15 protein-coding genes and 1 tRNA gene are annotated in these 12,910 nt (G+C 66.3%); 8 read left to right on the forward strand and 8 right to left on the reverse strand.

The features are described 5' to 3' along the window. The first annotated feature begins 152 nt into the window (after nucleotides 1-152). Nucleotides 153-470, forward strand: coding sequence for a quaternary ammonium compound efflux SMR transporter SugE (gene sugE / locus AB6806_RS03725; protein WP_112761875.1), 318 nt, complete (start codon nucleotides 153-155; stop codon nucleotides 468-470). 131 nt (nucleotides 471-601) lie between these two features. Here sugE and AB6806_RS03730 read toward each other — a convergent pair whose 3' ends face one another. From AB6806_RS03730 to AB6806_RS03740, 3 genes are all read right to left on the reverse strand, one after another. After that, on the reverse strand, nucleotides 602-790 hold the full coding sequence (locus AB6806_RS03730; protein WP_248311278.1) for a hypothetical protein: 189 nt from the start codon (nucleotides 788-790) through the stop codon (nucleotides 602-604). A gap of 50 nt (nucleotides 791-840) precedes the next feature. Beyond that, nucleotides 841-1,818 carry a LysR family transcriptional regulator gene (locus tag AB6806_RS03735; RefSeq protein ID WP_370954127.1) on the reverse strand — a complete coding sequence of 326 codons (978 nt, stop codon included), beginning with the start codon at nucleotides 1,816-1,818 and terminating at the stop codon, nucleotides 841-843. 93 nt (nucleotides 1,819-1,911) lie between these two features. After that, entirely contained in the window at nucleotides 1,912-2,337 is a 426-nt protein-coding gene (locus tag AB6806_RS03740; RefSeq protein WP_038368269.1) for a DoxX family protein, read from the reverse strand. 233 nt (nucleotides 2,338-2,570) lie between these two features. On the opposite strand from AB6806_RS03740, the gene AB6806_RS03745 reads away from it, so the two are divergent. Further along, nucleotides 2,571-3,503 carry a ring-cleaving dioxygenase gene (locus AB6806_RS03745; RefSeq protein WP_112762335.1) on the forward strand — a complete coding sequence of 311 codons (933 nt, stop codon included), beginning with the start codon at nucleotides 2,571-2,573 and terminating at the stop codon, nucleotides 3,501-3,503. A gap of 77 nt (nucleotides 3,504-3,580) precedes the next feature. After that, nucleotides 3,581-4,204, forward strand: coding sequence for an alpha/beta hydrolase (locus tag AB6806_RS03750; RefSeq protein ID WP_370954128.1), 624 nt, complete (start codon nucleotides 3,581-3,583; stop codon nucleotides 4,202-4,204). 28 nt (nucleotides 4,205-4,232) lie between these two features. On the opposite strand, the gene AB6806_RS03755 is transcribed toward AB6806_RS03750, so the two are convergent. Next, nucleotides 4,233-4,829, reverse strand: a complete 597-nt coding sequence (locus AB6806_RS03755) for a hypothetical protein (RefSeq protein WP_370954129.1) — start codon at nucleotides 4,827-4,829, stop codon at nucleotides 4,233-4,235. A gap of 171 nt (nucleotides 4,830-5,000) precedes the next feature. Here AB6806_RS03755 and AB6806_RS03760 point away from each other — a divergent pair. Together AB6806_RS03760 and AB6806_RS03765 are read left to right on the forward strand one after the other, a co-directional pair. Beyond that, a tRNA-Pro gene (locus tag AB6806_RS03760) sits at nucleotides 5,001-5,078 on the forward strand. A 180-nt stretch (nucleotides 5,079-5,258) separates the two neighbouring features. Beyond that, entirely contained in the window at nucleotides 5,259-6,083 is an 825-nt protein-coding gene (locus tag AB6806_RS03765; RefSeq protein WP_051988503.1) for a class I SAM-dependent methyltransferase, read from the forward strand. Here AB6806_RS03765 and AB6806_RS03770 read toward each other — a convergent pair. Beyond that, entirely contained in the window at nucleotides 6,053-7,312 is a 1,260-nt protein-coding gene (locus AB6806_RS03770) for an O-antigen ligase family protein (RefSeq protein WP_370954130.1), read from the reverse strand. The genes AB6806_RS03765 and AB6806_RS03770 overlap by 31 nt on opposite strands. Beyond that, nucleotides 7,309-8,862 carry an undecaprenyl-phosphate glucose phosphotransferase gene (locus AB6806_RS03775; RefSeq protein WP_185747825.1) on the reverse strand — a complete coding sequence of 518 codons (1,554 nt, stop codon included), beginning with the start codon at nucleotides 8,860-8,862 and terminating at the stop codon, nucleotides 7,309-7,311. Before AB6806_RS03775 ends, AB6806_RS03770 begins: the two co-directional genes overlap by 4 nt. A gap of 640 nt (nucleotides 8,863-9,502) precedes the next feature. On the opposite strand from AB6806_RS03775, the gene AB6806_RS03780 reads away from it, so the two are divergent. Beyond that, the gene (locus tag AB6806_RS03780; protein ID WP_142020716.1) at nucleotides 9,503-9,874 is read left to right on the forward strand and encodes a DMT family transporter; all 372 of its coding nucleotides are present in this window, start codon (nucleotides 9,503-9,505) and stop codon (nucleotides 9,872-9,874) included. Then, complete coding sequence (gene mdtI / locus AB6806_RS03785; protein WP_370954131.1) at nucleotides 9,871-10,206, forward strand: multidrug/spermidine efflux SMR transporter subunit MdtI; 336 nt, start codon at nucleotides 9,871-9,873, stop codon at nucleotides 10,204-10,206. Before AB6806_RS03780 ends, mdtI begins: the two co-directional genes overlap by 4 nt. Before the next feature lie 111 nt (nucleotides 10,207-10,317). On the opposite strand, the gene AB6806_RS03790 is transcribed toward mdtI, so the two are convergent. Further along, nucleotides 10,318-11,508, reverse strand: a complete 1,191-nt coding sequence (locus AB6806_RS03790; protein WP_142020717.1) for a glycosyltransferase — start codon at nucleotides 11,506-11,508, stop codon at nucleotides 10,318-10,320. Between the two features lie 20 nt (nucleotides 11,509-11,528). Next, nucleotides 11,529-12,089: a polysaccharide biosynthesis/export family protein gene (locus AB6806_RS03795; protein WP_038368262.1), complete on the reverse strand. Its 561-nt coding sequence runs from the start codon at nucleotides 12,087-12,089 to the stop codon at nucleotides 11,529-11,531. A 203-nt stretch (nucleotides 12,090-12,292) separates the two neighbouring features. On the opposite strand from AB6806_RS03795, the gene AB6806_RS03800 reads away from it, so the two are divergent. Further along, nucleotides 12,293-12,775: a DUF3617 domain-containing protein gene (locus tag AB6806_RS03800; protein WP_142020718.1), complete on the forward strand. Its 483-nt coding sequence runs from the start codon at nucleotides 12,293-12,295 to the stop codon at nucleotides 12,773-12,775. Nucleotides 12,776-12,910 lie beyond the last annotated feature (135 nt).

Raw genomic sequence — 12,910 nt, forward strand, 5'->3', positions numbered from 1 at the left:
CCCGGTCAGCACATAGTCTGACCCATGGCTGCGCTCCGGCGCTTGATTGCCGCTGCTTGCGCATTAGGTTCCCCATCGGGGACGACCCCGGCTAGCAGCCCTTTCATGTGACAGGCGTGGACGACCTCGCCGGATTTCCGAGGAGCGCCGTCATGGCCTGGCTCTATCTTTTCATCGCGGGTTTGTTCGAGGTCGGCTGGGCGATCGGCCTGAAATACACGCAGGGCTTCACCCGCCTCATGCCGACCGTCTTCACGCTCGCCAGCATGGTGATCAGCGTCGGCCTGCTCGGGCTCGCCCTGAAGAACCTGCCGGTCGGCACGGCCTATGCGATCTGGACCGGCATCGGCACGACCGGCACCGCCATTCTCGGTATGGTCCTGCTGGGCGAGCCGGCCGGCGCGCTGCGTCTCGCCTGCATCGGCCTGATCGTGGCGGGCATCGTCGGGCTCAAGCTGGTCTCGGCCTGACGCTCCGGCGAGAGCCGGACGATGTCAGATGGGTCGCAAGGCGATCCCATCTGACATCCGAATCCGTCTCTGACCGAAGAGTGAGAGCGGGATTCTCGCGAAAGCCGGTTTCCACTTCGCTCGAAAATGCTCTAGCGGCGGCGAAAGGCCTCGGGCCAGTAGCCGCCGCGTTCGAGCGCCACGATCAGCAGGACGATGGCGAGCGTCACCACGATCGTCGTCAGCTTGGCATTCCAGGGAACGCCACGACCGATCAGCCAGAACAGCGCCAGCCCGGCGATGAGGGGGATCATGATCTCCATGGCGCGAGCATAGGGCAAGCTCGCTCCGCCCGCCAAATCCAGGGTCGACCGCCGCCGGGCGGACGGGATCAAGCTGGGGATGCGGCGCCGTTCGCTGTGACGGCCTCTGCCCGTCCGACGATCCTGTCGCCCTCGACCAGCGGCTTCAGGCGCGCCAGCTCGGTGGCGGCGAAATCGAGGAACAGCCGCACGCGCGGCGTATGCCGCAGATCGGGATGGGTCAGCAGCCAGAGATCGGCCGAGAGGTCGGGATCGGGTTCGGCAAGCCGCGTCAATCCGGGCCGCGTATCGCCGATGAAGCAGGGCAGGAAGCCGATGCCGATGCCGGCCTCGACCGCTTCCGCGAGGCCGAGCACCGTGTTGAGCTTGTAGACGACCCGCTCGGGCGCGACGTGGCGCGCGAGATAGCGCACGGCGCTCAGCATGGTGAACTGCTCGCCGAGCGACACCCATTTGTGCTCCCACAGGGCCTCGCGCGCGGGCAGTTCCGGGCCGGGGAAATCGGCGCCGCGCCCATAGAGCGCCCAGGCGATGCGGGCGGGCTTGCGTCCGATCAGCGTCTCCGGCGGATTGTCGGTGGCGCGGATCGCGATGTCGGCATCGCGCTTGGAGAGATTGGCGGCCTGGTTGCCGATCAGGATGTCGAGCCGGATATCCGGGCATTGCGCCAGGAACTTCGCGAAGACCGGCGTCAGCAGGTCGACCAGCAGCGTGTCGTTGGTGGCGATCCGCAATTCGCCAGCGGGCTTGATCTCCTGGCCGGCGAGCCGGCGCGTGAAGGCGTGGATGTCGTCGTCGACCCGGCCCGCGAGCTGGACCATCTCCTCGCCGGCCGGCGTCGCGACATAGCCGCTGCGGTGCCGCTCGAACAGCCTGACACCGAGCGCTTCCTCGATCTGGCCGAGCCGTCGGAACACGGTGGAGTGGTTGACGCCGAGCGCGTCGGCGGCCGCCGGCAGGGCCCGCTTGTCGGCGACGGCCTTGATCAGGCGGAAATCGTCCCAGGCGAGCATTTTGGCGGCGGAGGGGCGAGGGGAAGACGTCATCCGGTCAGTTTCCGCCAAGGCATCGTCACGTTCAAGACCGACGCCGGCCATGGCCGGCGTCGGACGGAGGCTCGGTGCTGAAGTCAGGCAGCGTCAGGCGAGGGCGGGCTTCGCATCGAGGAGCGACGGCGCCGGCTTCACCGCGAAGGCGCCATCGCCGATCAGGGCGTGGGCGAAGGCGGTCAGCGCCAGGAAAGCCGGATATTCCCAGCCGCCGTTCGGGACATTGAACACCCAGCCATTCGGGGCATGGACCATCAGCGCGCCGAGCAGGATCGGGATCAGCAGCAGCGAGACATAGCGGCCGTAGAAGCCGAGCAGGATGGCGAGGCCGCCGAGAAGCTCCGCCAGCATGATCGGCCAGGCGAGGAAGCCCGGCAGGCCGACCTGCCCGAGGAAGCCTGCAAAGCCGGCCGGCGTGAAGATGACGAGCTTGAGATAGGCATGGGCGATGAACATGGCGCCGAGCGCGATGCGCAAGGCGAGGGCGCCGTAAGGAGCGAGGCGGGTATCGGTCATGGTCGTGTCTCCGGTTGGGTGAGGGGTAGGCGGTATCGTTCGCCACCCAAAATCGTCCGGGACATGCAGCAATTCAAATTGTGATTTCGATCTCATGATATTGCACCAAAGCAATGATCTACCTCTGGCATTCCGGGCCGATGCTGCCAATCTCTCGGCCAACAGCGACGCCGAACCGGCCCTTTGGCGGGCGGCGCTCTCCTGAAACGCCTTTGGTACGGAGGACCGTCATCATGCAGATCAATGGGCTTCACCACGTCACCGCCATCTCTGGCCCCGCCCGCCGCAATCTCGATTTCTACAGCCGCGTGCTCGGCCTGCGCCTGGTCAAGAAGACCGTCAATTTCGACGATCCCGGCACCTATCACCTCTATTTCGGCGATGCCGACGCGGCGCCGGGCTCGATCCTGACCTTCTTCCCCTGGGAGCATGCGGCGCCGGGCCGTCTCGGCATCGGCGAAACGCAGGAAACCGTGTTTCGGGTGCCGGAAGGCTCCATCGGCTTCTGGGCGCACCGCTTCGTCGAGCAGGGCGTGCCGCATGAGGCGCCGCTGAAGCGCTTCGGCGAAACCGTGCTGAGCTTCCGCGATCCGGACGGGATGCGGCTTGCGCTCGTCGGCCTGGCCGGCGTCGAGGCCGAGCCCTATTGGACGGATGGCGGCATCGGCCCGGAGAACGCGATCCGTGGCTTCCACAGCGTCAGCCTGCTCCTGGCCGATGCGGCGCCGACGGCGGCGATCCTCACCGACGTCTTCGGCTTCGCCGAGGCCGCCCGCGAGGACACGCTGATCCGCTACGCGGTGAAGGGCACGCAGATCGGTGGCGTCATCGACCTGCGCGTCGCCGGCGGCTTCCTGCCGGCCCGGCAGGGCACGGGCTCGGTCCACCATATCGCCTTCCGGGCGGCCGATGACGCCGCGCAGCAGGAGATGGTGCGCCGTCTTGTCCAGAACCATGGCATCAGCCCCACGGAACAGCGCGATCGGAACTATTTCCGCTCGGTCTATTTCCGCGAGCCCGGCCATGTCCTGTTCGAGATCGCGACCGACATCCCCGGCTTCGCCGTGGATGAGCCGGCCGCCGAGCTCGGCCGCTCGCTCAAGCTGCCGGCCGGCCTCGAGGCGCATCGCGCGCAGATCGAAGCCGTCCTGCCCGAGCTCGCCTGACGGCGACCAACACCGCCGCCTCGCTCGCCGTTCGCGGGGGCGAGGCGGCTCCTCCGCTTCCTGAAGGGAGAGACCTCATGACCGCGACCGCAGCCGATACCGGCTTCATCCATGTCTTCGAGCCGGGCAGCGACGCCGCCCGCAAGCCGCTCCTGCTACTGCACGGCACCGGCGGCGACGAGCGCGACCTGCTTTCCCTCGGGCGCACCGTCGCGCCGGGTGCGAGCCTGCTCTCGCCGCGCGGCAAGGTGCTGGAAGGCGCCGCGCCGCGCTTCTTCCGCCGCCTGGCGGAAGGCGTGTTCGATGAGGCGGATCTGATCCGCCGCACCCATGAACTCGCCGACTTCATCGAGGAGGCCCGCTCCCGTCACGGCTTGCCGGCGCCGATCGCGCTTGGCTTCTCGAACGGCGCCAACATCGCGGCGAGCCTCCTGCTGCTGCGGCCGGAGGCGTTGGCCGGCGCGGCGCTGCTGCGCGCCATGCCGCCCTTCCGGCAGCCGCTGCGTGTCGACCTGGCGGGCAAGCCCGTGCTCCTGCTCTCGGGCCTGCTCGACCCGATCGTCCCTGCCGCCGGCGCCGAGGCGCTGGCGCAGACGCTCGCGGCCGACGGTGCCACCGTGGAGCATCGCAGCTTGCCGGCGAGCCATGGACTCACCCAGGCGGATATCGGGCTGCTGAAAGACTGGCTGGCGCGGGTTTGATCTGGAGGCGGCGCTCCTCGCCCGAGTTTTAGGATTGCTGCTTGTGGAGGAGCCAGTCGGCGTAACGTTGTGCGAAATTACCGGAAACGCGGTCGATCGGATCAGGCATGAAGGCTTGGTCGAGCAACGCACCACCGATTCCCTGACCGGCGAGCGCGTTGACCGTGAGATCCGGCACTGCAAGGAGGATCTTTCCGCTCTTGCCGTCGATCAGATCGACATGGGCCGTAATGCGATGATCGCCGCCAACCAGCACCCGCTGAATGGCTGAGCTGATCATCAGGTTTTTGATCGTTACCCGGAGCGTGACCGGTCGTGACCCGGAGAGCTCGGGCTTCAGCGTCCTCTCCAATGCGGTTGCGATCTTCCGTGCCGCAGCTTCCCGCACATAGGCACGGCCTTCCTCGGTCTTGCCGAGTTCGTCCGACTGGATTGCCGGCAATCCCTTGGAGGCCGCATAGGCGCGTTCTGCGTCACCCCACCAGATGGCGGCGCTCTGGTCGTAGCCCACATGCACCGACTTCAACCCGAAGGATGCGATCTCGTCCGCTGGAATTGTATTGGAAACGCTGATGCAGCCGCCGAGCGACAGGACGATCAGTGCAAGCGAAAGGAGGCGAATCATCGGAGGTCTCTAAGCTGTGGAGAGCGCAGCTAGAGGTTGCAATCGGCCTGTGGGCAACATCGACTATGGCAGCATTGTGGCGAGGCCCGTGCGAACATCGACGTGGATGTTGTCATCAGGGCTCCAAAGCGGATTGCATCCGGTTCGGCCCACCACTATAAGCCGGTCCGTCGGAGCGTAGCGCAGCCCGGTTAGCGCACTTGTCTGGGGGACAAGGGGTCGGAGGTTCGAATCCTCTCGCTCCGACCATTCAAATTCCTGAAGAAACCATGTGAGCCTTGCCCCGAAGGGCTCACCGCGGCTTCAGGGTTGTCGCAGCGATCGCAGCTGCGAAACATTTACCCTCGCCCGATACGATGATTGCGAGGAGATCCACCCGGCGTCACTGTGCGCAGGGGAGATGGATCAGGTGTCGGAGTTCGGAAAGCCATGTCTCTCGCGCCTGCGGCCGCGCCGCGTGCATCCGTGAACGCGTCCTCTGCCGCCGATGAGCAGACGGGCCGGTCGCTTGCCCGGCTGTTCGGGGAGATCCGCCCGGACTGGCACTCCGCCTGGGCCTGGGACAACTACGAATCAACCATCCTCACGCTCGCGCGCACCTATGGGCTGCGCAGCGTCTGTGAGATCGGCGGCGGGCGCGATCCGCTGTTCACCGCCGGGCAGGCGACCGAGCGTGGGATCGACCTGATCGTCAACGACATCGACGCCGGCGAACTGGCATTGACCCCCGCCGGCCTGAAGACGGCCCGTTTCGACATTGCCGGCGACCTCTCCGAGCCGGATGTCGCGCCCGGCGGTTACGACATGATGATCTCGCGCATGGTCTTCGAGCATATCGACGGCGTGGAGCAGGCCTGGCGCAACGTCCATGCGCTGCTGGCGCCCGGCGGCGTGGCGCTTGCCTTCTTCCCGACGCTCTGGGCGCCGGTCTTCGCGCTGAACCATGTGCTGCCGGAGAAAGCCTCGCGCGCCATCGTCCATGCGCTGTTCCCGGCGCGCCGCGACGGCGGCAGCGATCCGAAATTCCCGGCGCTCTACGACTGGTGCCGCGGCAATCCGCGGATATTGACGCCGATGCTGAATCGGGCCGGCTTTCGCGACATCCATATCCAGCCCTTCTGGGGGCATGGCTATTTCGACCGGATGCCGGGGCTGAAGCAGCTCGACCATGGCTTCAACGCGCTGGCGGCGAAGACCGGCTGGAGCCTCGTGACCACCTACGCCTATGTCGTGGTTCGCAAGGAGCGCGGCTGAGGCGCTCCCGCCACGCTCGGGTCGGGCAGGGCGCTGAGGCCCCAGACCAGCCCGAGCATGAGATAGAGATGCCGCCAGTGGTCGGTGTCGATCTGCAGCCCTTGCAGGATGAGCACGAACAGCACCGACCACAGCACGATCGCATGGTTCTGCCAGGCTGCGCGCCGGAAGACGAGCCGCCAGCCGACATAGATCGTCGCCGCCATCAGTGCGAGCCAGGCGATGCCGCCGAGCCAGCCATAGGAGGCGAAGGCGTTGATGTAGACGTTGTGCGGGTCGGCCTGGTTGAAGAGCCAGCGGAAGCGCAGCGGCCCGAAGCCGTTCGGGGCCTCGAGCAGCATCGGGATCGAGCGGATCTGGTTGCCGAAGCGGCCGGTGACGCCCTGGTCGTAATCCTGGTCGAGGTTCGCGCGGACCTCGAAGACGGCGCGGATATTCTCGAAGGACAAGGCGACCAGAAGCGCCAGGATCATGGCGACGAGCGCCGCCAGCGACATCGCCACGATACGGCCGCGGGCCTTGCCGTCGGGCGCGATCAGGAAGTTCAGCGCGGTCATCATCAGCGCGGAGGCGACGAGCACGCCCCAGGCGCCGCGCGAGAAGGTCAGGAACAGTCCGGCCAGCGGCACGCTGAGTGCGAAGAGCCCGTGCAGGATGCCGGTTTGTCCGGTCAGGATGCGCTGGAGCACGTAGACGATCGCCAGGGTGAGGAACGGCCCGAGCACGTTCGGGTCCTTGAAGGTGCCGGAGGCGCGCCCGTAGAGGGTGAAGATCTCACCGAGCCCGGCGACGTCGAAATAGCCGAGAATCGCTGCCAGCCCCGCGCACCAGGCGGCGAGCAGATAGCCCTTCCGCAGCGCCTCGAGCCGCGGCAGCGTGTCCTGCGCCATCGCGGCGGCGAGCACGATCGCGGTGATCATCAGATAGGCCGAGACGGCCGTGAAGCGCACTGAGGCCTGGTCGTCCATCCAGGGGATCAGCGAGAAGGCGCCGCCGATATTGTAGAGCAGCAGCAGCACGGCCAGCGGCAGCAGCTTCTGCGAGAAGCGGATGCCGGTGAGCGCGAGCACGAAGAGCACGAGCAGGAACACCAGCTCATAGGGCGAGGGCTCGATCAGCACGAGGCCGCCCGAAGCCGCCAGCAGCCAGAGCGCGCCGCGCTGGATCGCGGCGAAGGAGATCGCCGCGCGCCGGCCCTGAGCCTGCGAATGCTGCACGGTGGCGCTCAATAGGCGTTCTCGTTCTTGGTGAGCAGCGAGAACGGCGTCTTCGCCAGGATGTAGAGATCGAGCAGCACCGACCAGTTCTCGATGTAGTAGAGATCGTGCTCGACGCGCCGCTGGATCTTGTCCTCGGTGTCGGTCTCGCCGCGCCAGCCATGGATCTGCGCCCAGCCGGTGATGCCGGGCTTGACCTTGTGGCGGGCGAAATAGCCGTCGACCACCTGCTCATAGGCGCGGTTCAGCGTCTTGGCATGGATCGCGTGCGGCCGAGGGCCGACGAGCGAAAGGTCGCCCTTGAACACCACATTGATCAGTTGCGGCAGTTCGTCGATCGAAGTCTTGCGGATGAAGCGGCCGACGCGCGTGACGCGTGGATCGTCCTTGGTGACCTGCTTTGCCGCCGCGTGGTCGGTCATCTCGTGACGCAGCGAGCGGAACTTCAGCACCTCGACGATCTCGTTGTTGAAGCCGTAGCGCTTCTGGCGGAAGAACACCGGTCCCTTCGAGTCGAGCTTGATCGCGATGGCGGTCGCCAGCATCACCGGAGAGAGCGCGATCAGCGCCAGCGTGCCGACGAACTTGTCGAACAGCCATTTGACGACGATGTCCCAGTCCGCGATCGGCCGGTCGAATACGTCGAGCACCGGCACGGCGCCGAGATAGGAATAGGAGCGGGGCCGGAAGCGCAGCTTCGACATATGGGCCGAGAGCCGGATGTCGATCGGCAGGATCCAGAGCTTGCGCAGCATCGTCAGGAGCCGCGCCTCGGCCGAGATCGGCAGGGTGAAGATCACCAGGTCGAGCCGGGTGCGCCGCGCGAACTCGACGAGATCGTCGATGGTGCCGAGCTTCGGATAGCCGGCGACGAGATCGGGCGAACGCGCGTCGTTGCGGTCGTCGAAGACGCCGCAGATGCGCAGCCCCGTATCCTTCTGCGCCTCAAGAGCCTTGATCAGCTCCGCGCCGGCCTCGCCGCCGCCGACGATGGCCGTGCGCCGTTCGAGGCGCCCGGAGCGCGTCAGCCGGCGAACCGCCGAGGTGACGGCGAAACGCTCGGCGATGAGCGCGCCGCCGCCGGCGAGGTAGAAGCCGATCAGCCAGCCGCGCGAGACCTGGCTGCCGACCTTAAGGAAGAAGAACGCGGCCAGCGCGATCAGGAACAGCATCGTCCAGCCGCCGATGAGCCGGACCACCATGCCGGCAAAATGGCGCAGCGCGCCGACCGGGTAGAGCCGCAGGGCCTGGAAGGTGGCGAGCGCACCGACGGCGACCACCGGGATCGTGATCTGATAGGCGAGGGGATCGTCCACCTTGCCGGCCGCATAGAGCCAGTAGATCAGCCCGCCGGCCGCGAGCACGACCAGCACGTCGAGCAGGCGCACCAGCCCTTCGATCATCACCGGCGAGAGCGTGGGCTTGACCGGCAGCGCCGCGATACGCTCCGCGAGCGGGTGGAAGCGGCGCGTCTGCCCGTCCTCGGTTTTGCCCATGGATGCCGGAGCGGCCGATCCGGCCGCATCCGCCTTCATCATATCGCGGACATCGAAAGTCCCCATGACGTCCATTCCTCGTCCCGATCGCGGCGTCTCGCGCCGCGACCCGGGCTGTGGTCCAGAGCCGGATGATTTCAGGCGGGATCGTCCCATGATCCCGTCGGAAATCCGAAGCCGGCCCCGCCAGAGAGCTGGAGCCGGATCTTCGCGAAAAACCGGTTTCGATTTTTTCACATCCTGCTCTAGCCGAAATTGCTCTCGGAACGCTTAACCGGACTATTCGCTGTTTCGGCGGATTTGCAACGTTTTCCCATGCGATTCGTGGGTCGCGCGGGCACGCCGCCCCGCCTGTTTTCCGCCTTTGTGAAGAAACGGAAATAGCCCTGCCGCCTCAAGGGGTTGTCTGAAGTTTACCGCAATACTTTTTTCGTTCGATTTGGCGTGTCTTATTTAATCGGAAGTGTTTATCGGTTGACAGAAGGTCTTTGCGCAGGCATATCTATCGGCGATGAGTGTCTGAGAAGCACATATTTCGCGTGACGAGCCTGGCGCCTGTGGCGTTGCTCCTTCCGCGGTGCAGTTTGCCGGAGCGGTGCTCCAGCAATTCCATTTCGTCGGAACTCTCGATTTAAATCTCTAACGATTGCTTGGCTGTCTTTGCGGCGCAATTGTGCCGTGTGGCGCGGCTTCGCCCGTGTGCAACATGTCTTTTCATTGGTTGATTCTGCTCGCGGCCATCGCCGTCGAGATCGTCGCGACGGCCGCGCTGAAGTCGGTCGTCTCCGCCCCCTGGCTCGTCGGCGTCCTGCCGCTGCTGTTGATCGGGTTGTCCTTCGCGCTGCTCAGCATCGCCTTGCGCGTCATTCCCATGGCCGTCGCCTATGCGGTCTGGGAGGGGCTCGGCATCGTCGGCATCGCGGCGATGGGGCATCTCCTCTTCGGCGAGCACCTGACGGCTGGCCGCTTCGCCGCGCTGGCGGCGATCCTGGTCGGCATCGTCCTGATCGAAGCCGGCATCGGCCATGGTGGCGGGGCAGAGGATAAGCGTCTGTCGAGCGAGGGGAGGCATGTGTGAATGTCTCCGTCGTTCAATTCACGCCCCTGCTCTGGCTTCTCTTCGCCGTTCTCCTGGAGCTGTCGGGCACCTATCTGCTCAAGCTCTCGGACGGGATGACCCGTCGCCTGCCGGGCGCTGGCGGAGTGCTGCTCGTCATGGGCGCCTTCGGCGCCCTTGCTCAGGCCATCAAGGGCATGGATCTCTCGGTCGCCTATGCGGTCTGGGGCGGGGCCGGCCTCGTCGCGACGGCGATCATCGGGGCGCTCGCCTTTGGCCAGCGGATCAACCGGGCCGGCTGGCTCGGCATCCTGCTTGTGGTCGGCGGCGTCGTGGCTCTTAAACTGACCTAGAGCATGATGCCGAAAAGTGGGAACCGGTTTTCGGGCGACATCATGCTCTAACCCTTCGGCAAGAGACGGATTCAGACATCAGATGGAACCGCGAAGCGATTCCATCTGATGTCATTCGGCTCTGGCGGCCAAGGTGGCGACGCCACCGCGGCGTGCCCGAAGCGCATCGCGATAGGCGCTGATGACGCCGTCGACCATGTCATCCAGCTGGAAATGCTGGCGGACATGGGCGGCGAGATCGGCCGCCTCGGCGAGGCGCTCGCTTTCCGACCGCGCCAGCATGGCGCTTATGGCGTCGGCGAGGATCGCGGGGTCGTTCGCCTTGATCAGGCGGTGCCGGTGGCGAGGCCCGTAGATTTCATTGATGCCGCCGACATCGGTCGAGATCAGCGGCTGCGCTGCCGCGGCCGCCTCGAGGATGACATAGGGCAGCGATTCCGCGCGCGACGGGATGACCATCGCCCGCGCCCGCGCCAGCGCCTTGCGGATCGGCCCTGGCGGCTCGAAGACGCATTGATCGGCGATGCCGCGCGAAACCGTCATGCCCTTGAGCTCGGCCTCGTCCGGCCCCGAGCCGACGATGAGGATGCGCGGGACGAGCCCGTCGCGCCGGCGCAGCAATGCGAGCGCGTCGATCAGCGTGTCGACGCCCTTGGCCGAGCGCAACTCGCCCAGATAGAGCAGGTCGAAACTCGCCGCGCTGTGGCTGATCGGCTCGAACTCGGCTTCGGAGATGCCGTTGAGCACGATGCGGTGCTCCGTCCTGGGCTGATGCCCGACATGGGCCTCGAAGCGTCCGGCGATGAAGCGGCTCTCGAACAGGAACATGTCGGTCGCGCGCTCGAGCAGGCGCTCCACCGTCATGTAGACCTTATGCTCGGTGCTGCCGGGCTTGTAGTTGAAGCTGCCGCCATGCGGCGTATAGGCGGTAGCATAGCGGCGGCCCGGCGAGAGCAGCGCCGGGACACGGCCATAGACCCCGCCCTTCGAGCCGTGACAGTGCACGATATCGGGGTCGAGGCGCCGGCGCAGGGCCATCTCCGCCAGTTGCGCCTTGACGTCCGTCCGGCTCGGATAGCGCGACATCGGCACGCGCGTGATCCCGAGCGACAGCGTCTGAGCGAGCTCGCTGAACACCTCGTCGGCGCGAGCCCCTCCGGTGGTGGCGTCGCAGAAGATGCCCACCTCATGGCCGCGCTCGGCCTGTCCGCGCGCCACGTCGAGCACATGCCGGAAGAGCCCGCCGAGCGGTGCGCGAAAGACATGGAGGATTCTGAGCGGCGCACCTTCGGCGGCGCTCATGGCGGGGCCGGGCGGGGGTGTCAGAACCAGCGTTCCTTGATGACGATCGTGTCGCCGGGCTGGACCGGGTAGGTGATCGGCACCGTCGCGGTGACGAGCTGGCCCTCGATCTGCCGGGTGACCTCCGCCGAGTTGCGCTGCCCGCGCGGGGTGAAGCCGCCCGCGATGGCGACGGCGGTCTGCACCGTCATGCCGCTGACGAAGGGGAACTGGCCGGAATTCGTCACCTCGCCCAGCACGAAGAACGGGCGGTAGGTATCGACCTCGACCGAGACCTTGGGCTCGCGCAGATAGCCGCCGCGCAGCTTCGCCTCGATCTCGCGCGCCAGTTGCTGGGTGGAGCGGCCCTGGGCCACGATCGTGTTGACCAGGGGCATCGAGATCTTGCCCGAGCCGTCGACGGCATAGATGTTCGAGAGATTGTCCTGGCCGAAGACGATGATGCGCAGCTTGTCGCCGCTGGCGAGCTGATAGGGGCCCTCTGGCTGGGCGAGTGCGTAGTCCGTCGCCTGATACCGGGGCGCGCAGGCGCCCACCGTCATGGCGGCGGCCAGGGCGAGAGAGGCGAGGCGTCGACTCATCGATGGCTATCCGTGCGGAATTCGCGCAGAGCATTAGCCCCGACATGGTTAACAAAGGCTTCCTTCCGGTCTTCCCGCTGGTCTTCCGGGTGGCGCTGGAGGGCGTATTCCGCTGAGCCATTCAAGGTAGGTCGCCTTATTCTGGCCTCCCCGCCGGCCTTGTCTGAGGCTCGACCCGAACGATTCTCGCGAGGAGACCGGAAATGAAATCTGTGGTGCTCGCCGCGATCGCGATCCTGTCATCCGTCCCGGCTTTTGCCGAGGATCTCCCGCAGCGCAAGCCTGGCCTCTGGGAGACCAAATCGACCGGGGAGCAGGGAGAAGCGGTGGCCAAGCAGTGCGTCGGCCCCGGCACTGACCAATCCGCCATTGGCGGCATGACGGCGGGCGCCTGTTCCAAGATGCTGGTGACCAAGACGGCGACCGGCTACGCGGTGGAGACGGAGTGCTCCATGGGGCCGGTCAAGGCCTCTGGCAGCAGCGTCATCACCGGCGATTTCGAAACTTCGCTGCGAACCGAGGGGACGACGAAGATCTCCGGCATGCCCGGCCAATCCGGTCCGGTGGAGCGCAAGCTGGTGGTCGAGGCCAAGCGTCTCGGCGATTGTGGTCCGGGGCAGAAGCCGGGCGACATCATCATGCCGGACGGCAAGGTCATCTCGATGCCTCAGGCGCCCAAGCCATAAGAGTTGCCGACAGGGCCCGGAGCACAATCCGGACGTCGACGTGAAGCCCGGCCGAGAGGCCGGGCTTTTGTGTCTGGAGGCGTGGAGGAGATGAAAATCGACGATTTCGGAGGTTGGAGGCTCCGGCATTTACCT

The organism is Allobosea sp. RCC_152_1, from assembly GCF_041360765.1.
Lineage (GTDB): Bacteria > Pseudomonadota > Alphaproteobacteria > Rhizobiales > Beijerinckiaceae > Allobosea > Allobosea spartocytisi.